Source organism: Sphaerisporangium sp. NPDC005288 (genome assembly GCF_040607475.1).
Taxonomy (GTDB): domain Bacteria; phylum Actinomycetota; class Actinomycetes; order Streptosporangiales; family Streptosporangiaceae; genus Sphaerisporangium; species Sphaerisporangium rhizosphaerae.
This window is the reverse complement of record NZ_JBEXGT010000014.1, coordinates 74,275-90,594: the sequence shown is the minus strand read 5'-3', so window position 1 is coordinate 90,594 and position 16,320 is coordinate 74,275. Positions and strand designations below refer to the sequence as shown.

The window sequence follows — 16,320 nt, the reverse complement described above, 5'->3', positions numbered from 1 at the left end:
GCGGTCACCCGCCCTGGCCGCCGTCATCCCGCCGAGTCGCCGTGATCCGTCCGGGCCGCGGTCACCCGCCCATGCCGCCGCCCATGAAGTGCTCGCACGCCTTCTGCGCGGCCTTGACCTTCTCCTCCCCTCCGCTGCCCGGCTTGGGCATCCTGATCAGGATGCCCTCCCCGGGCTTGGGGTCGGCCATGTCGACACCGTGCTCGCGCATGCACCGGGCGAAGCGCAGCATGGCGTCCCGGCGCTTCGGGTCGTCCGCGTCCATCCGCTTGCCGCCCTGCATGTACTTCCCGCACGCCTTCTGCGCCGCCTCCATCTTGCCCTGCTGCCCCTTGTCGATCTTCATTTGGATGCGGCCGTCCGGATCGGGGTCCTTCATGTCGACCCCGTGCTCGCGCATGCACTGCGCGAACTTCAGCGGGTCGCTGGACGTCGCGGGCGAGGCCGACGCGGCGGGCCTGCCGGAGGCCCCGCCGTCGGCCGAGGCGACGCCCGTCCCCTTCGCCTGCCCCCCGCATCCGGCCAGCGCGAGCACGGGCAGTGACGCCAACACCAAGGTCAGCCGCCGGACAACCATCTCGATCTCCTCCTCGCGTCCCCGGGCCCGGTGCCCGGCCGACGGGACCATGTCTACGGAGCACGGGATTAGCGAGAGGTAAGGGTGACGCGCACCCGCACGTGCGTCATCACTTTCCGCGCCTATGACCACAATTTGCCCGGTATGTCCCATCCGCTGCTCGAGCGGGGGTAAGGCTCTCAGGGAGGACGCAGGGGGCCAGGTGATCGCGAGGAAGCTGTCCGCCGGTGCCGCCGATCTGATGGCCGAACTGATGGAGGCCGGCCACTTCTCGGGCCTGGAAATGCTGCCGGGGCTGCTCGCCGAGCACGCGCCGGCGGCGGGCATGCGCGACATCCTTGTGTATCTGGTCGACCTCCAGCAGGAGAACCTGCACCTGCTCCCCCACCCCGAAGGCCTGCCTCTGGGGCCCTGCGAGCTGCGGGTCGACGGCACGCTGGCGGGCAAGGCGTTCCAGCAGCTGCAGGTCCTGCCCAAGACCGGCGAGGACGGCCGTCCCGAGTGGTGGTGGGCGCCCCTGCTGGACGGCATCGAACGCCTCGGGGTGATGCGCGTCAGCGTGGACGAGGAGACCGAGTGGACCCAGGCGGACATCCGCTGCCTGGCCTCGACCGTGGCGCTGCTGGTGGCGAGCAAGAGCGCCCACAGTGACACCTTCGCACGGCTCGTGCGCACCCGCGCGATGAGCGTCACGGCGGAGATGCAGTGGAACCTGATGCCGCCGTTGAGCTTCGCCAACGACGAGGTGGTGATCGCCGCGGCGCTGGAGCCCGCCTACGACATCAGCGGCGACGCCTTCGACTACGGCCTGGCGGGCGACACCCTGCACCTGGCGATGTACGACGCCATGGGCCACGACGCCTCCGCCGGCCTGACCGCGACCCTGGCCGTCGCGGCCTGCCGCAGCCACCGCCACCAGGGCAAGGACCTCCCCTCCACCGTCGAGGCGATCGAGGACGCCCTGATGGAGGAGTTCGGCACCGACGAGCGCTTCGCCACCGCGGTGCTGGCCAACCTGGACGTCCCCAGCGGGCTGCTCACCTGGATCAACTGCGGCCACCATCCCCCCGTGCTGATCCGCGACGGGCACTGGGTGGCCACGCTGGACTGCCGGCCGTCCCACCCGCTCGGGCTCTACCTCGGCCTGCCCCTGGTGACGTGCCAGGAGCAGCTCCAGCCCGGCGACCGCGTGCTGCTCTACACCGACGGCATCACCGAGGCCCGCAACGAGGACGGCCAGGAGTTCGGACTGCCGCGCTTCGTCGACTTCGTCATCCGCAGCGCGATGGACGCCCTGCCCGTGCAGGAAACCCTGCGCCGGCTGATCCGCAACGTGCTCACCTACCACGACCAGCGGATGGAGGACGACGCCACCGTCATGCTGGTCGAGTGGCACGGCCCCCGCCACCCCGCCCGCGAACGCCCCTCCCTCCTCCCCTGACCGCACCACCCCTGCCCTCACCCGCTGGTCAGGACTCCGCGCGGGCCTCGGCGGCGCGGCGGCGGGCTTCGGCGGCTCGGCGGGTGGCGCGGTCGCGTTCGCGCTCGGCCAAGTTCAGCCGCTTGGTCGCCGCCTCCTGGCGTTCGAGTGCCGCGGCGAGCTCGCGGCGCAGCCGGCCGGCCTCCTCGGTGGCGGCCACGTGAGCCCGCTCGGCCTCACCGGTCTCCGCCTCCCATTCGGCGAGGGCGCTCGCGGCCTGCGCGGCCTGGGCCTCGGCCGCCGCCGCCCGCTCTTCCCGCCGGCGGCGCCGCTCCTCTTCCTCCCGCTTCTTGGCCTCCTCGCGGGCCTTGGCCGCCTCGGCCGCCCGCTGGGCCCGATCGCCCTTGGCGGCCGGGGCGCCCTTGGCGGCGCGCCCACCGGCCGGCGCGGAGTGGCCGGCCTCGCGCCGGTCCGTTCCGGCCGGCGCGGCGCCGGCGACGGAGCTCCCCAGAAGCGCGGACAGGTCGTCGGCCGGGCCGAAGCCGACGTGTCTGCGCGGCTGGGCGAGCCGGCCGTGCCGGACCTCCTCGGCCACCGCCGCGTCCATCGTCGCGGCGTGCAGGGTGTCCTCGATCTCGCGCGCGGCCCCCTCGCGCAGCGGACGGCCCGCCTGCTCGGCCAGCGCGTCGACGGTGCGGGACAGGCGGGCGACCAGCTCGCCGCGCCGCTGGTCCAGCTCGCCGATCTGCCCGCCCTTCCCCCAGGTCGCGCGCAGGTCGGCGCCCAGGTCGAGCAACTCGTCCAGCTCGTCGGGGGCGTCACGGGCCAGCCGGTTCACCGCCCACGCGGACACCGTGGGGCGCCGCAGCGCGCCGATGCTCTTGGCCAGGCCGGCGTCCCCGGCCTTCTTGGCCTCGGCCGCCAGCCGCTTGCGCGTCTCGACGAAGTCTTCCGGCGCGCCGCCGTACAGCTCGCTCACCGCCTGGGAGAGGTCCACATCACCGCCTTATCAGGGTCTCCCACCAGCCGTCCACCGCCGGCGCGGCGTCGACGTCGACGGTCTCACCGGGCCGAGGCGCCACGATGCGGACGTCACGGGCCTTGGCCTCCCGCCACAGCCGCTCGACGGGCTCCGCCCACGGGTGCAGGGCCAGCGTGAACGTCGCCCAGTGCACGGGAAGCAGCAGCCCGCCGCCGAGGTCGACGTGGGCGTTCACCGCCTCCTCGGGGTTCATGTGGATGTCGGGCCATGCGGGGCTGTAGGCGCCGATCGGCATCAGCGTGAGGTCGAACGGCCCGTGCTGGGCGCCGATGCCGGCATACCCCTGGAAGTACCCGGAGTCGCCGGCGTAGAAGACCTTGCGGCGCTCACCGGCGACCGCCCACGAGCCCCACAGCGTCTCGTCGCGGCGGAAGGTCCGCCCGGAGAAGTGCCGGGCCGCCGTCGCGGTGAACCGCAGCCCGGCCACCTCGGCCTCCTCGTCCCAGTCGAGCTCGACGACGCGCTCGGACGGCACTTCCCACTTCTCCAAGTGTGCGCCGATGCCCAGGGGCACGAGGAAGGGCGCGGTGCTCGTGCGGGCCAGCACGCGAACGGTCGCCAGGTCGAGGTGGTCGTAGTGGTCGTGCGAGATGGCGATCGCGTCGAGGGACGGGAGCGAGCCGAGGCCGACCGGCGCCGGGTGCAGCCGCTTCGGCCCCACGAGCTGGGAGGGCGAGACCCGCCTGCTCCACACCGGGTCGAACAGGACCCGCCGTCCCTCGATCTCGACCAGCGTCGAGGCGTGGCCGTACCAGACGACCCGCAGCCCGTCGGGGGTGGGCGGCTCGGCCGACGGGGTCAGGAGCGGCACCTCCCCCGGCGGACGGCGCCGCTCGGCGCCGGTGAGCAGCTCGCGGAGCATGCCCGGCGGCGGCCCGGCCGGCACCTTCGTCGGTCCGGGCATGGGGTTGACGAAGACGCCGTCCGCGAACCGCGCCGAGGCGCGCATGCGGGCGGCGCGGCGTGCGCCGGAGCGCAGTGGGCGGGCGCCGAGCTCCGCCGGGACGTCCCGCAGCGCCCAGCCGGCCGCCGCCACCGCCGCGGCGGCCGTCAACCTCGTCGTGGTCCGTCCCATCACCGTTCACGCTCCCCGCGTCTCAGTCGTCCACACAGCCGAACTCCTTCCGGCCGGTCCGGTGTTCCCGCCGCTCCCGGATGCCGCCGGGTGACCGTGCCGATGGTCGCGTACAGGCCCGCTCAACGCCGTCGCCGCCCATCGTGGCGGCGACAAAGAGCGTCCAAAGACACACGTGTCGTGAGCATTCCGGCACAGGGCGTGGCCGGTGACGGGGTAGGGAGCCTGACGTCGCCGATGTCCGGTCCGGGGAACGCCCGCCACCGGACGGACCTGGAGAGGCAGGTGCGCCCGATGGCCCTTCACCGCACGCAGAGCCGGCCCGCCGGAACGAACGGCCCGCCGGACCATGCCCCCGTCCATGTCCACGTCCACGCCCCCGTCCCCGTCCCCGTCCGCGTCCGCGTGCCGGGGGCGGTGCTGCTGGGTGTCCTGGCCGGCGCGCTGATCGCGGTCGCCGCGCCCTCGGCCGCCGGAGCCGAGGCGACGGCCGCGCCCCGAGGCGGCGCCGCTGTGCTCAGGGGCGGCGACCGGGGGCCGATCCACATGACGGCGGGCAACGGCCGGCGCAACAACACCTACGCCGCCATCTACAGCCCTACGGTGGTCCGCGGCCAGCAGCAGGTGACCAACACCATCACCGGCGGATACTCGCGCACGCAGACGGCTCTGTGCACGCACCAGCGCGTCTGCGTCATCAAGCAGCGAAACCGCGCCACGCACCGCGGTTGGCACCGCCCAAGGCAATGATCCGGCAATGACCCGCTCGCGCCGTTCGCGGCGGACCCGCCCGCCGTGCCGCCCGGAGTTACGCTGACCGGGCCGGTCCTGATCCAGACCTGGCCGCCCGGGCTGCGGGCGAGGCATCAGGGGGCGGAAGATGACGCGTCGGCACCGCGGCCGAGTCCGCATGGCAGGCCACCTCGCCGTGTGGTTGCTCGCGGGGGCCCCCGCTCCAATGATCCTGATCGTCACCTCGCCCGCCGCGACGGCCGACGCCGACACGGGCCGGACGTCGAGCAGGCCCCACCACACCCGTACGCACGCCCAGACCCGCGAGCATGCGCGGCCGGCGACCGGGGAGCGAGGCCGCGCACGGGCGCACGGGCACGGCCGGTCCGGCGGCGGCACGCTGGCCCACGGGACCAGGAGCGGTCACCCGCGCGGCGACGGCGACGGCGACGACTCCGTGCCCACCGTCCTGAAGGCCGGGAACGGCACGCGGAACCAGAGCATCACCGAGGTGAGCAGCCCCACCGTCAACAAGGGCATCCAGCACACCTCGGCCGAGACCCTGAGCGGTGCGACCGGCATCCAGAACGCGCTGTGCAAGAACGCCAAGGTGTGCAACATCCACCTGAAGTTCATCATCGTCAACCCCGGCCGGTCACAGAAGGGCAAGAAGGCGAGGTCCGCTGACGTCACGACGACCGACGACTCCTCGGACGGAGTGACCGCCCGCCAGAACGCCGCCGAGGAGGACGACTGCTGCTGCGACTGACCGGCCGCAACCGCAGCTCAACAGGACCCCCGGCTCTTCCGGCCCACCGGCCCACCGACCCACCGATGGCATCGGCGCGACCGGCTCATCCGTTCGACCGGCCGCCGGTCGGCTCACCCGCGACATCGGGCCGACCCGGCGCCTCTGGACGACCGGCCCAGCGGGCGGCGCATCGGCCCACCGGCTCGGCGGGGCGGGCGTGGAGCGGCCGCGGCACGGAGGTCGTGCCGCGGCCGCGGGGGCGGACGCCCGTCAGTGTGAACCGCTCAGCGGACGCGAGCGCGGACGCCCGTCAGCGTGAACGGCTCAGGGGGTCGGGGTGACGGTCACCGTCTGGGTCACCGTCGGATCGGCCGTCGGGTCGGCCGTCGGGGTCTCGGTGGGCAGGGTCGGCTCGGTCGTCGGAGTCACGGTCGGCGTGGGGGTCGGAGTCTCGGTCGGTGTCTCGGTCGGAGTCGGCGTGGGACAGGACGCGGGAGCGCGCCACTTGGCCTGACCCGGCCACCAGTAAGTGCTGGGCTTCCAGCCCTTGCCCGGCCAGTACCTCTTGTTCGGGCGCGAGAGGTCCACGATGTACCCGGCCGTCGCGGACAGCTCCGGGGCGGCGGTCGCGGTCTCCCCCTGAGGCGCGACCGGCTCGCTCTGCCCCTCGGGCGCGGGCGTCACCGTTCCTTCGGGCGTGGCGGTCACGGAACCCTCGGGCGTGGGCGTCACCGAGCCCTCAGGGGCGGGCGTGACCGAGCCCTCGGGAGTGGGGGTGACGGAGCCCTCCGGGGTGGGCGTGACCGAACCCTCCGGAGTGGGGGTCACGGAACCTTCGGGCGTGGGCGTCGGGCTCGGCGGGACGGGAGTGGTGTCGTCACCCTGCGGCACGGCCGTCAGCGCGACCCAGTCGCCCTGCTTGATCACGCTGTCGCCGCGACGGCCGGAGACGACGCGGGTGGCGTCGATGATCGAGTACGCCTTCTCGTAGCCGTCCTGGCTGCGCACGGTGATCGCGTCCTCGGACACGGAGGTCGCCCGGCCGGTCTGGGTGAGCAGGGTGACGGTGGTGCAGCGGTCCTTGGACGGGATGACGAATTCGCCGTGCAGGGTGCCGACGAACGCCCACGGGGCCACGTGCGGCACGGAGACGGTCGGCGTCTCGGCCGGGGGCGGAGGGACGGCGGGCGACGGGGTGCCGGTGGGGACGTCCGTGGGCGGCACGGTCGGGGTGTCGGTGAGCGTGGGGGTGGGGCTGGGGGTCTCGGAGGGAGGCGGCGTGGGGGACGCGGCCGAAGCGGCGGCCATCCCGACGCCTCCCGACGTCACGAGCATGACGGCGGCGGCGAGGATGGGCGGTCCCGAGAGGCGCCAGCGCGGCCCGCCTGATCCGATCTTGTGAGGCTTGTCAGGGTTGGTGGGCGTCACCGTGATCCTCCATTGGCTTGTCTGGTCAGCCCGCCGCGAACGGCGACGAGATGACAGGGCCGTTCTGCCTTACCCCCTCTAGAACGGCCCTCACGCCCTCCCGGCTCGATTGTGGGACGCGGAAAACGGCGGATCCCCCTACCCGCCCGGCCCTGTGGCCCCCGCCACCCCCCGCCCTCCACCGCCGCCCGCCCCCGCCCCACGGCAGCTCAAACAACGATTCCCAGCGATCCCGAACCCACCTCTCACCACCCCGCCCCGACCCCGAATCCCCCGCCAAAAAATTTCGTGCACATTTCCGGACAACCCAGCTCCTTCACTTCCCGTCCTCTCTTCACCTCCCACCGTCACCTCAGGAGCCCCCGTGCGTCCGTCCTCGGTCCTCCCCCTCGCCGTCCTGATCGGCGGCCCGCTCCTCCTCTGTGCCGCCGCCCACGCCACCGGAGCGCGGCATGGCAGGGTCCTCACCGACGTCGTGCAGTACCACTGCGCCTCCGGCCCACCAGGGGCGCAGCCGCAGGACGTCAGGGTGCGGGACGCTCCGGGGGCGGACAGGAGCGGGAAGGTGACCAGGATCCCGGCGGGCGCCGCCGACACCGGGGGCGGGGGGCTGGCCGGACCCGACGGACGGGTGCTGGTGGGGGTGGGCCTGCTGGTCGTGCTCGCCGCCGGAGCGGGCCTCCGTTCACGGCGGGACTCGAACAACGGTTGACCATACGGCCATCACGACTCTGCACGATCGAGGGTGTAGTGCTACTGCACCGGTGACGACGGATCGTGACCAGCATCAGGTCGGTGCAAGCGAAACCTGCGTCAGGAGGAGCGACATGCCTGTCGCCAGACCTGGGCGCGGCCTGCATGGCGTTCAGCGGCCGATACTCTCCAGTTCGGCCACGTCCTCATCGGAGAGGGAGAGTCCAGCGCCGACGATGTTCTCGCTCAGATGGACTGTCGATGATGTGCCGGGGATGAGCAGGATGTTCGGTGAGCGCTGCAACAGCCAGGCCAACGCGACCGACATCGGCGTCGCCCCAAGCCGGGCCGCGACCCCCGAGAGCCCATCGGATTGTAGCGGCGTGAAGCCCCCCAGCGGGAAGAACGGCACGTAGGCGATGCCATCGGCGGCGAGCCTGTCAATGAGTTCGTCATCGTGGCGGTGGGCGAGGTTGTACATGTTCTGCACGCAGACGATCGGGGCGATACCGCGGGCCTCGGCCACCTGCTCGGTGGTGACGTTGCTGACCCCGAGGTGACGGATCAGACCCTCTCGCTGGAGTTCGACGAGCGTCTCGAACGCCTCGGCGAGCGAACCAGCCTTGGGGCCTTCGGCATCGCCCATGCGCATGTTGACCAAATCGAGAGTCTCGACCCCGAGAGACTGGAGGTTCTCGTGGACCTGCTTGCGCAGATCTTCGGGTCGCCGGGCCGTGGGCCAGCCGCCTTGCGCATCTCGGTTCGCCCCAACCTTGGTGGCGATGAACAACGACTCCGGATAGGGATGCAGCGCCGCACGGATCAGCTCGTTGGTGAAACGCGGTCCGTACGCGTCGCTGGTATCAACGTGGGTGATACCGGCCGCGACGGCCTCGCGCAATACTGCCAGGGCGCCATCGTGGTCAGCGGGAGGCCCCATGACCCACGGGCCGGCGAGTTGCATCGCGCCGTAACCGAACCGGGTGATGGTCGAGTTGCCCAGCGTCCAGGTGCCGCCGGGAAGTGATGTGGTTGGCGCCATCATCGGTGTGCCTTTCGCTTATCGCCGTGGGTGGCCGTCTTCAGTCTCTCTGGGCGAGTATTGGATAGTTACTTCCCACAGGGAAGTAGGCACTCTAAAGTGCGTAACTCTCCCACAGGCGAAAGGCGAGATCGGTGAAGCCAGCGAAGGCCGCCCAGAGAGCGCAGGCCAAGATGGAGTACAACGCGTTCCTGGCGGCATGCCCCAGCCGCCGGCTCCTCGACCGGATCTCGGACAAGTGGGTCGTGCTGATCCTGTGCGCACTTGGCGGCGACACAGCAGACAAATCTGACCAGCCGGGTGCATCGGATGCCGCACGAGCGATGCGCTACTCCGAGATCTCCCGCCTGCTTGCGGGAGTCAGCCAGAAGATGCTGACCCAGACTCTACGAGCACTCGAACGCGACGGCCTACTCACCCGCACCGTGACGCCAACCGTCCCCGTCACCGTCACCTACGAGTTGACCGACCTCGGCCTCTCGCTCCACCACCTGACACGCCACCTCAGGCACTGGGCGCAGACCCACATGGACCAGGTCATTACCAACCGCGAGAAGCACGACGCTCGCACTTCCTGACTGACACAGCCAACCGTCCGATACCGCCACGCTCTCAGGCGGCACACCCTCGATTGCGATGACCGCCATCACCGCACCGTCCGGACACCGGCCACCGCCGTCCACGCGAGAAGGGCCATGGCCACGTCATGTGAGAGCGGCCCGTCGTCGGCGCGGGTGGGTGGTGTGCGGGGTTGGGCACGGGGACGGCCCGTCGCCGGTGGGTGGAGACGGGCCGGGTGGCAGTCCGTGGATCAGGCGATGATGTGGCCGTCGTTGGGGCGGTCTATGCGGGAGCGGCGGAAGTCGCGCAGGACGAACGTGCGCTGGAGCCAGCGGTCGGCGCCGTCGTAGCGGGGGCGGAACGCGGTTCGCCCGTGCATGGTGACCCGGTTGTCGACGATCGCCAGGTCGCCGGGGTTGAGGACGACGGTGTGGGCGACCCGCTCGCACAGCTCCCCCAGCTCGGCCAGCGCCCGCTCGGCCTCGGGGCTGAGGGCCTTGGTCGCGGCGAAGTCGACGCGGATGTCGGGGTCCTCCGGCGCGCCCGACAGCACCGCGTGCGGGGCGGTGCTCTGGCCGGTGCCGAACGAGGGCGGCGCGGCCGTCACGAAGTCCGGACTGCTCAGCGCCGTCCTGGCCGCCGGGCTGAGCAGCGGCGTGATCTCCCGGATGCTCGCCGTGCGCAGGCCGGCGACCCGGTCGCGGTCGGCGCGCAGGCACAGGAGCATGACGAAGTCCGGCCGGTAGGGGTGGAAGGCGTTCTCGTTGTGGAAGCTGAGCAGCACCGAACCGGCGTTGCCCTGGAACTCCTCCTTGCCGCGCACCGGTACGACGTCCTGTACCAGGGCGCCGGACTTCTCCGCGCGGAAGGCCACGGGCTCGCCCAGCTCGGCGGCGATCAGCATGAGGAGGAGGGCGGGAACGGTGCCGAACCGCTGCACCGAAGTGCCGGTCCCGGGCGTGCAAGGCAGCGACGCCTCGTCGATGGGCAGGTTGTGGATGAGCGCGGCGCCGCGCTCCCCGGACTCGCGCAGGAAGCCGCGCAGCATCCCGCGCAGGGAGGCGGGCATCAGCATGGACGCCCGGCGGCAGGCGGCGATCATCTCCGCGTCGTCGATGCGGCCGCCCGGGACCTGACGGATCACCGTCCGGGCGATGGTCACCAATTCGTCGGCGTCCGTGGCGCTCAGCCGGAGACCCCCGGTGGCGCTTTCGGCCGTTGCCAGAACTGTCAACTGACTCTCCTAAGAACAGCGGCGGAGCGACTCGTGAAGCGTATTGAGCCGGTTTATGCGGGCGAAATTCGCCCGATTTGGCACAGAGCCGGTTTCACACAAGGCCGGTTTCACACAAAGAAGTCGGGCACGACGGACAGGTCGCCGGAGTGACCGGCGGCCTGGTGGACGAACCGCCCGACGGCGAGGTCGAGCACGCCCAGCCCGAACGGCGAGAAGATCAGCGGCCGGTCGTGGCGGACCGTCACCGCGCCGGTCATGACGTCGTAGAGGGTCCCGTCCACGAAGTCCCGCCCGCCGGTCAGCTGCTGGGCCAGATCCAGGGAGGTGCCGGCGCGCAGGCAGTGGTCGACGTCGTCCACGACGTTGGCGGCGTCCTTGACGATCTCGGGCGCGAGGTCGCGGAGCGACACGTGCAGGACGAGCGGGTTGTGGGCCAGCAGGGCGGGGTCGGTCACGTGCGGCGTGCCGGCGACGGTGGCGAACACCACCAGGTCGCAGGCGCGGAGCAGGTCCTCGGGACGGTCGTGCACCACGGCGTCCTGGCCGGCGGCGGCCAGGTCGGCCGCGAAGCCGGCGGCGCGCTCGGGCACCAGGTCGTGCACGCCGACACTGTCGAAGCTCCAGCCGGTGGCGGCGAAGTAGGAGTGGATGGTGCGGGCGATCAGCCCGGTGCCGAAGAACCCGGCGCGCACCGGCCGCCGCCCTCCGCGCGTGAGACGGTCGGCCGCCAGGACGGCCGAGGCCGCGGTGCGCGCCGCGCTGATGAGGGAGGCCTCCAGGCAGGCGTACGGGTAGCCGGTCTCGGGGTCGTTGAGGATGAGCACGCCGGAGGCGCGCGGGATGCCGCGTGCCACGTTCGCGGGGAAGCTGGAGATCCACTTGAGCCCGTCGACGGCGTCCTGCCCGCCCACGGAGGCGGGCAGCGCGATGATCCGCCCGGTGGGCCGGTCGGGGAAGCGCAGGAAGTACGACGGCGGGTTGACGGTGCGGCCCTCGCCGTGGAGGCGGTAGGCCTCCTCGACCAGTTCGACCACCTGCTTCTCCCGGCCGGCCAGCACGCGGCGCACGGCGGCTCCGGGCAGCACGCCGAACGTGGGCGGGCCGAGCTTCTCATCCGGCATGCTGGAGGTCCTTCCGATAGGGGGCCTGGATGGTGCGGGCGAACGCGCGCAACGCGTCGACCACGTTCGCCTCGCCGAGCAGAGCTGCGAGCCCGCCTGACACCAGGTGGAACTCGGTGCAGCCGAGGACGACGCCCGTGCAGCCGTAGCGGGCGCGCAGGCGGTCGACGGCCGGCGCGACGTCGGGCAGCGCGCCGTTGCGCTTCATCCGGTACACCATGCGGTGCACCAGCTCCTGGTCCCGCTCTCCGAGCAGGGCCACCCGGCCGGCGACGCGGTCCCACAGCGGCGCGCTCTGGAAGATGCGCGCCCGCCGCGTCCCCTCGGTGCACAGCAGCAGGAACCTGCCCTCGGCGCGGTCCAGCTCGTCGATCGTCAGGTCCACCAGGGAGGTCAGCCGCGCCCGGAGCAGCGGGTCGACCAGCGGGAGGAAGTGGTGGGCGGTGAAGCAGGCCATGACGAGCCGGTCGGCGCCGCGCGCGAGCAGGTCGCCGAGCCGGGCGTCGAGGCGGCGGGCGATCTCCTGCGCGCCCGGGCCGTCCACGGCCTCGGTGCGGTCGGGAAAGCCGGGGTCGGAGTCCACGAGCACCCGGGGCATGTCCTGTTCGCGGGAGCGGAGATTGGCGTGGTAGAGCGTCTTCAGAAACTCGGCCGAGGCGAGCGGACCCATCCCACCGAGCACACCGAGAACATCCATTGGCACAAACTATGGCCACCGGTTATCAGCCCGATATCAAACGGATTCCCGATATCCAGGTGATAAGCGGCTCGGGCATATTCGGCGGGGACGACAGAATGGAGTCCGCCAAATGACCGAGGTCATGATCGACGCCGTTCCGCTCGCGGACGGCGGATCCGAGCTGTTCGACTGGATGGCCCGCATGCGGGACCACCATCCCGTGTGGCGCGAGGGCGACGGCGCCTACCACGTCTTCCGCTACGCGGACGTGGAGCGCGTGCTGACCGACCACGCCGCCTTCTCCAACGACATCAGCCGCATCAATCCCGAGCTGGCCGAGATCAGCCAGGGGAACATCAACTCGATGGACCCGCCCGGGCACACCAAGCTGCGCCGCCTGGTCAGCAAGGCGTTCACCCCCCGGACGGTCGGCGCGCTCGCGCCCCGCATCGCCTCCCTGGCCGATGAGCTGCTGGAGGAGGTGACGACGGAGGAGTTCGACCTGGTCGACGCGCTGACCTTCCCGCTCCCGGTGATCGTGATCTCCGAGCTGCTCGGCGTGCCGGCCTCCGACCGGCACCTGTTCCGCACGTGGATCAACCGCATGCTGAACGCGCAGAGCATGACCGCCCGCGAGGGCATCACCTCCGAGTCGCCCGAGTACGCCGACCTGCTCGAACAGGTCACCAAGGACATGGCCGACTACCTGCTCCAGCACTGCCGCGATCGGCGCCTGCACCCCAGGGACGACCTGATCAGCGCGCTGTGCACCGCCGAGGTGGACGGCGAGCGGCTCTCGGAGGACGAGGTCGTCAAGTTCGCCGACATCGTGTTCATGGCGGGCAGCGTCACCACGACGCTGCTGCTGGGCAGCTCCGTGCTGTGCCTGGACGCCCACCCGGAGGCGATGGCCGCCGTCCGCCGCGACGCCGCGCTGATCCCCCCGGCGATCGAGGAGGTGCTGCGCTACCGCGCGCCCTTCACCACCGCCAGCAGGATCACCGCCGCGGAGGTGGAGCTCGGCGGGGTGACCATCCCGGAGAACCGCGTGGTCACGCCGTGGCTGATGTCGGCCAACCACGACGAGCGCCGCATCGCCGACCCGGGGCGCTTCGACATCCGCCGCGACCCGAACCCGCACCTGGCCTTCAGCCACGGCATCCACTTCTGCATCGGCGCGCCGCTGGCCCGCCTGGAGGCCAAAATCGCGCTGGAGGCGCTGCTGCGCCGCTTCCCCTCGCTGGAGGTGGACCGGAGCGTGGAGATCGGTTACCACGAGCGGGGCATGTGGGGGCCGAAGAACCTGCCCGTCATCGCCCGGCCGAACTAGAGGGGCGGGGCATGTACGACGTGATCGTGGTCGGCGCCCGCTGCGCGGGGTCGCCGGCCGCCATGCTGCTGGCGCGGGCCGGGTACCGGGTGCTGCTGCTGGACAAGGCCCGCTTCCCCCGCGACAAGCTGTCCACGCACTACCTCCACCAGCCGGGCGTGGCGAAGCTCGGCCAGTGGGGCGTGCTGGACGCCGTGGTGGCGACCGGCTGCCCGCCCATCGACGGCATCGTGTACCAGGTGGAGGACGTGCGGCTGGAAGGCTGCTCGTGGGGGGTGGACGGCTACCGCACGGCCTACGCGCCGCGCCGTCACCGCCTGGACCCCGTCCTGGCCGACGCCGCCGTCGCCGCCGGGGTGGAGTTCCGGCAGGGATGCCAGGTGGAGGGGCTGCTGTCCGACGGCGACCGCGTCGCCGGCGTGCGGGTCAAGACGGCGCAGGGCCGGTTCGAGGAGCGGGCGAGGCTGGTCATCGGCGCCGACGGCATGCGCTCCACGGTCGCGGCGCTGACCGGCGCGCGCACGATGGTGGAGGACGCCCCGAGGTCGTGTGTGTACTTCAGCTACTTCGAAGACCTGCCGGCCACGTTCGAGGTGTACCAGCGGCCCCGCCGCCTGGTCGGCACGGTGCCCACCAACGACGGGCGCACGCTGGTCGGGGCGTACTTCCCGCAGGCGGAGTTCGAGCGCATCCGCGGGGACGCCATGACGGCCTACCTGGACAGCGTCCGCACGACCGCGCCCGAGGTGCACGAGCGGATGCGCTCGGCCACCCGGGCGGAGCGGCTGTACGGGACCGGCGACCAGCGCAACTTCTTCCGCCAGGCGGCCGGCCCCGGGTGGGTGCTGCTGGGGGACGCGGGCTACCACAAGGACTCGATCGGCAACAGCGGCATCACCGACGCCTTCCTCCAGGTGCAGATGCTGGTGGACCACATCGGTGCCGACCTCGGCGACCCGGTGCGGCTGGACGCCGCGCTGGCGCGGTTCGGCGAGGACCGCGACGAGCACTTCACGGGCGTCTACCACGGCACGCTGAGGGCCGCCGAACTGCAGATCCAGCCGGAACGGGTCACCATGCTGCGCGCCATCGCCGGCCGCCAGGACCTGGTGGACCACTACTTCTCCACCCTGTCCGGCGCCTGCGAGATCGACGACTTCTACACCGACGCCCTCTTCGACGCCCTGGCCCTGACCTGAGCGGCAGGAGGGGTCACTGGACGGCGCCGGACTGGGTGAGCAGGTCGTCGTACCAGGCGTCGTAGGGGTGGTTGGTCGCGGGATAGCCGGCGAGGGGGGTCGTCGCCATGGCCGCCGAGTCGAAGTCCCACCCGCGCACGAGCCGGCCCGCCTGCCGCGCGGAGGTGATGAAGGCGGACTCGGTGGCCGGTGCGGCATAGAACAGGGCGCCCTGCTGCAGCTCCGCGGCGTCGCCCTTCTGGTACTCGTCGAAGGCCGTCTGCCGGTAGCGGACGCGGTCGCCGGTGAACCGGTCGGTGTCCACGCGCAGGGTCCGCGCCGGCGTGGGGCCGTCCGCCCCGGTCCACACGTGGACCCTCGCCGTGCCACGGGCCGAGGTGGTCTTGTCGAAGCGCGCGTCGGAGGTCTTGGCGTTGCCGCTCCACGCGACCGTGGACGCGGCGGTGTTCAGCGCGCCGTTCCACGTCCAGTTCTGGCTGTTGCTCTGGCTGCGGTGGATCTCGCGCAGTTGCGTGCCGCCCGGACTGGTGAAAGCGACCGTCGGCAGGACGCCGTTGTCGTACTGGTGGCTCGCCGACCAGGTGATCTCACCGTCGGCGCCGAGCCGTCCGACGCGGTACCACAGCGTGGTCGCGCTCTGGGACTGGTGGACCTCGACCAGGTCACCGTTGTCGTTCAGCGCGACGGCGGGCGTCTGTCCGGTGTCGTACCTCCCGTGGCGCAGCCAGCTCACCCGGCCGTTGTCGTAGCGGCCGGTCCAGTACCACAGCACGCCCGCGCCGGAGTCGTGCACCTCGACGATCTGGCCGTTCGCGTTCAGTGCGACCGCGGGGTTGGCGCCGAGGTCGCGTCTGTACTCCGCGCGGGTCTTGCCGTCCCCCGAGAGCAGCGCCAGCACCCGGCCGCGCAGCGCGTCCACCGACGGCGGGCTCGCCGGGTACTCCTCGGCGGCCGACAGCCGGGGCCCGAACACCGAGACGAGCTCCTGGTTGAGCGCGGTCAGGTTGCCGGCGGCGAAGGAGGGATTGTCGGTCAGGTCGTCCTTGAGGTCGAGCATGACGACGATCGGGGCCGCGGTGGGATGCTGCTGGGACCAGGCGTCGATCACGGTCAGCCAGTCGCGCAGCAGGTTGGAGGCCGGGTTGCCCGCGTGGTCGACCAGGTCGCCGGGCGAGTCGTGTCCGACGGCGTAGTCGTGCGCCGTCGCGTACCCGTTGTCGTGGACATCGAGCTCGATGAAACGGACGCCGTGGTCGAGCTGGTAGGTAATGGACTTCTTCGCGCCGTCCACGTCGCCGGAGTAGCTGTTGTGCGTGGCGCGGAAAATCGCCGACGGTAACGGCACCTCCGCGTCGGCCCGCGCGTTTCCGCTGATCAGCAGCATGGACGCGGCCACGGCGAGCACGGACGGCAGCGCTCTGAATCGGGTCATC

Annotated in this window: 16 protein-coding genes; 7 read left to right on the top strand and 9 right to left on the bottom strand. The window is 71.9% G+C overall.

What is annotated here, in order from left to right; translation table 11 throughout:
* Positions 1 to 61 precede the first annotated feature (61 nt).
* Positions 62 to 577, bottom strand: coding sequence for a hypothetical protein (locus tag ABZU32_RS15640; protein ID WP_354922409.1), 516 nt, complete (start codon positions 575 to 577; stop codon positions 62 to 64).
* 202 nt (positions 578 to 779) lie between these two features.
* Between ABZU32_RS15640 and ABZU32_RS15635 the strand changes: the two genes are divergently transcribed.
* Positions 780 to 2,018 carry a SpoIIE family protein phosphatase gene (locus ABZU32_RS15635; protein WP_354922406.1) on the top strand — a complete coding sequence of 413 codons (1,239 nt, stop codon included), beginning with the start codon at positions 780 to 782 and terminating at the stop codon, positions 2,016 to 2,018.
* 28 nt (positions 2,019 to 2,046) lie between these two features.
* On the opposite strand, the gene ABZU32_RS15630 is transcribed toward ABZU32_RS15635, so the two are convergent.
* Together ABZU32_RS15630 and ABZU32_RS15625 are read right to left on the bottom strand one after the other, a co-directional pair.
* A complete protein-coding gene (locus tag ABZU32_RS15630; RefSeq protein WP_354922403.1) occupies positions 2,047 to 2,994 on the bottom strand; it encodes a hypothetical protein in 948 nt (315 codons plus the stop codon).
* A gap of 1 nt (position 2,995) precedes the next feature.
* On the bottom strand, positions 2,996 to 4,114 hold the full coding sequence (locus ABZU32_RS15625; protein ID WP_354922400.1) for an MBL fold metallo-hydrolase: 1,119 nt from the start codon (positions 4,112 to 4,114) through the stop codon (positions 2,996 to 2,998).
* A 294-nt stretch (positions 4,115 to 4,408) separates the two neighbouring features.
* Between ABZU32_RS15625 and ABZU32_RS15620 the strand changes: the two genes are divergently transcribed.
* Positions 4,409 to 4,864 carry a hypothetical protein gene (locus ABZU32_RS15620; protein ID WP_354922397.1) on the top strand — a complete coding sequence of 152 codons (456 nt, stop codon included), beginning with the start codon at positions 4,409 to 4,411 and terminating at the stop codon, positions 4,862 to 4,864.
* 160 nt (positions 4,865 to 5,024) lie between these two features.
* Positions 5,025 to 5,615 (top strand): hypothetical protein, encoded by a 591-nt coding sequence (locus ABZU32_RS15615; RefSeq protein WP_354922394.1) that lies wholly within the window; start codon positions 5,025 to 5,027, stop codon positions 5,613 to 5,615.
* A gap of 306 nt (positions 5,616 to 5,921) precedes the next feature.
* Here the strand turns inward: ABZU32_RS15615 and ABZU32_RS15610 are convergent, their stop codons facing one another.
* Entirely contained in the window at positions 5,922 to 7,025 is a 1,104-nt protein-coding gene (locus ABZU32_RS15610) for a hypothetical protein (RefSeq protein ID WP_354922391.1), read from the bottom strand.
* Between the two features lie 364 nt (positions 7,026 to 7,389).
* Here ABZU32_RS15610 and ABZU32_RS15605 point away from each other — a divergent pair, with 364 nt between their 5' ends.
* Positions 7,390 to 7,737, top strand: a complete 348-nt coding sequence (locus tag ABZU32_RS15605; protein ID WP_354922388.1) for a hypothetical protein — start codon at positions 7,390 to 7,392, stop codon at positions 7,735 to 7,737.
* Between the two features lie 153 nt (positions 7,738 to 7,890).
* On the opposite strand, the gene ABZU32_RS15600 is transcribed toward ABZU32_RS15605, so the two are convergent.
* Positions 7,891 to 8,763, bottom strand: coding sequence for an aldo/keto reductase family oxidoreductase (locus ABZU32_RS15600; protein WP_354922385.1), 873 nt, complete (start codon positions 8,761 to 8,763; stop codon positions 7,891 to 7,893).
* A gap of 170 nt (positions 8,764 to 8,933) precedes the next feature.
* Between ABZU32_RS15600 and ABZU32_RS15595 the strand changes: the two genes are divergently transcribed.
* Positions 8,934 to 9,338: a helix-turn-helix domain-containing protein gene (locus tag ABZU32_RS15595; RefSeq protein ID WP_354848156.1), complete on the top strand. Its 405-nt coding sequence runs from the start codon at positions 8,934 to 8,936 to the stop codon at positions 9,336 to 9,338.
* Positions 9,339 to 9,571: 233 nt separating this feature from the next.
* On the opposite strand, the gene ABZU32_RS15590 is transcribed toward ABZU32_RS15595, so the two are convergent.
* The 3 genes from ABZU32_RS15590 to ABZU32_RS15580 all read right to left on the bottom strand — a co-directional run bounded on the left by ABZU32_RS15590 (position 9,572) and on the right by ABZU32_RS15580 (position 12,376).
* Positions 9,572 to 10,555: a clavaminate synthase family protein gene (locus tag ABZU32_RS15590; protein WP_354848153.1), complete on the bottom strand. Its 984-nt coding sequence runs from the start codon at positions 10,553 to 10,555 to the stop codon at positions 9,572 to 9,574.
* 110 nt (positions 10,556 to 10,665) lie between these two features.
* Positions 10,666 to 11,679: a 2,3-diaminopropionate biosynthesis protein SbnB gene (sbnB, locus tag ABZU32_RS15585; protein ID WP_354922383.1), complete on the bottom strand. Its 1,014-nt coding sequence runs from the start codon at positions 11,677 to 11,679 to the stop codon at positions 10,666 to 10,668.
* Positions 11,669 to 12,376, bottom strand: coding sequence for an aspartate/glutamate racemase family protein (locus ABZU32_RS15580; RefSeq protein WP_354922379.1), 708 nt, complete (start codon positions 12,374 to 12,376; stop codon positions 11,669 to 11,671). Before ABZU32_RS15580 ends, sbnB begins: the two co-directional genes overlap by 11 nt.
* A gap of 112 nt (positions 12,377 to 12,488) precedes the next feature.
* Here ABZU32_RS15580 and ABZU32_RS15575 point away from each other — a divergent pair, with 112 nt between their 5' ends.
* Positions 12,489 to 13,688, top strand: a complete 1,200-nt coding sequence (locus ABZU32_RS15575) for a cytochrome P450 (RefSeq protein ID WP_354922376.1) — start codon at positions 12,489 to 12,491, stop codon at positions 13,686 to 13,688.
* An 11-nt stretch (positions 13,689 to 13,699) separates the two neighbouring features.
* Positions 13,700 to 14,887, top strand: a complete 1,188-nt coding sequence (locus tag ABZU32_RS15570) for an NAD(P)/FAD-dependent oxidoreductase (RefSeq protein ID WP_354922373.1) — start codon at positions 13,700 to 13,702, stop codon at positions 14,885 to 14,887.
* Between the two features lie 13 nt (positions 14,888 to 14,900).
* On the opposite strand, the gene ABZU32_RS15565 is transcribed toward ABZU32_RS15570, so the two are convergent.
* Positions 14,901 to 16,319 (bottom strand): hypothetical protein, encoded by a 1,419-nt coding sequence (locus ABZU32_RS15565; protein ID WP_354922370.1) that lies wholly within the window; start codon positions 16,317 to 16,319, stop codon positions 14,901 to 14,903.
* Position 16,320: the final 1 nt, after the last annotated feature.

Bases quoted from the DNA above. Each gene is read 5' to 3' on its own strand.
- ABZU32_RS15640 (WP_354922409.1), bottom strand. From the start codon at position 577: ATGGTTGTCCGGCGGCTGACCTTGGTGTTGGCGTCACTGCCCGTGCTC.
- ABZU32_RS15625 (WP_354922400.1), bottom strand. From the start codon at position 4,114: ATGGGACGGACCACGACGAGGTTGACGGCCGCCGCGGCGGTGGCGGCG.
- ABZU32_RS15620 (WP_354922397.1), top strand. From the start codon at position 4,409: ATGGCCCTTCACCGCACGCAGAGCCGGCCCGCCGGAACGAACGGCCCG.
- ABZU32_RS15615 (WP_354922394.1), top strand. From the start codon at position 5,025: ATGGCAGGCCACCTCGCCGTGTGGTTGCTCGCGGGGGCCCCCGCTCCA.
- ABZU32_RS15600 (WP_354922385.1), bottom strand. From the start codon at position 8,763: ATGATGGCGCCAACCACATCACTTCCCGGCGGCACCTGGACGCTGGGC.
- ABZU32_RS15595 (WP_354848156.1), top strand. From the start codon at position 8,934: ATGGAGTACAACGCGTTCCTGGCGGCATGCCCCAGCCGCCGGCTCCTC.
- sbnB (WP_354922383.1), bottom strand. From the start codon at position 11,679: ATGCCGGATGAGAAGCTCGGCCCGCCCACGTTCGGCGTGCTGCCCGGA.
- ABZU32_RS15580 (WP_354922379.1), bottom strand. From the start codon at position 12,376: ATGGATGTTCTCGGTGTGCTCGGTGGGATGGGTCCGCTCGCCTCGGCC.
- ABZU32_RS15575 (WP_354922376.1), top strand. From the start codon at position 12,489: ATGACCGAGGTCATGATCGACGCCGTTCCGCTCGCGGACGGCGGATCC.
- ABZU32_RS15570 (WP_354922373.1), top strand. From the start codon at position 13,700: ATGTACGACGTGATCGTGGTCGGCGCCCGCTGCGCGGGGTCGCCGGCC.
- ABZU32_RS15565 (WP_354922370.1), bottom strand. From the start codon at position 16,319: ATGACCCGATTCAGAGCGCTGCCGTCCGTGCTCGCCGTGGCCGCGTCC.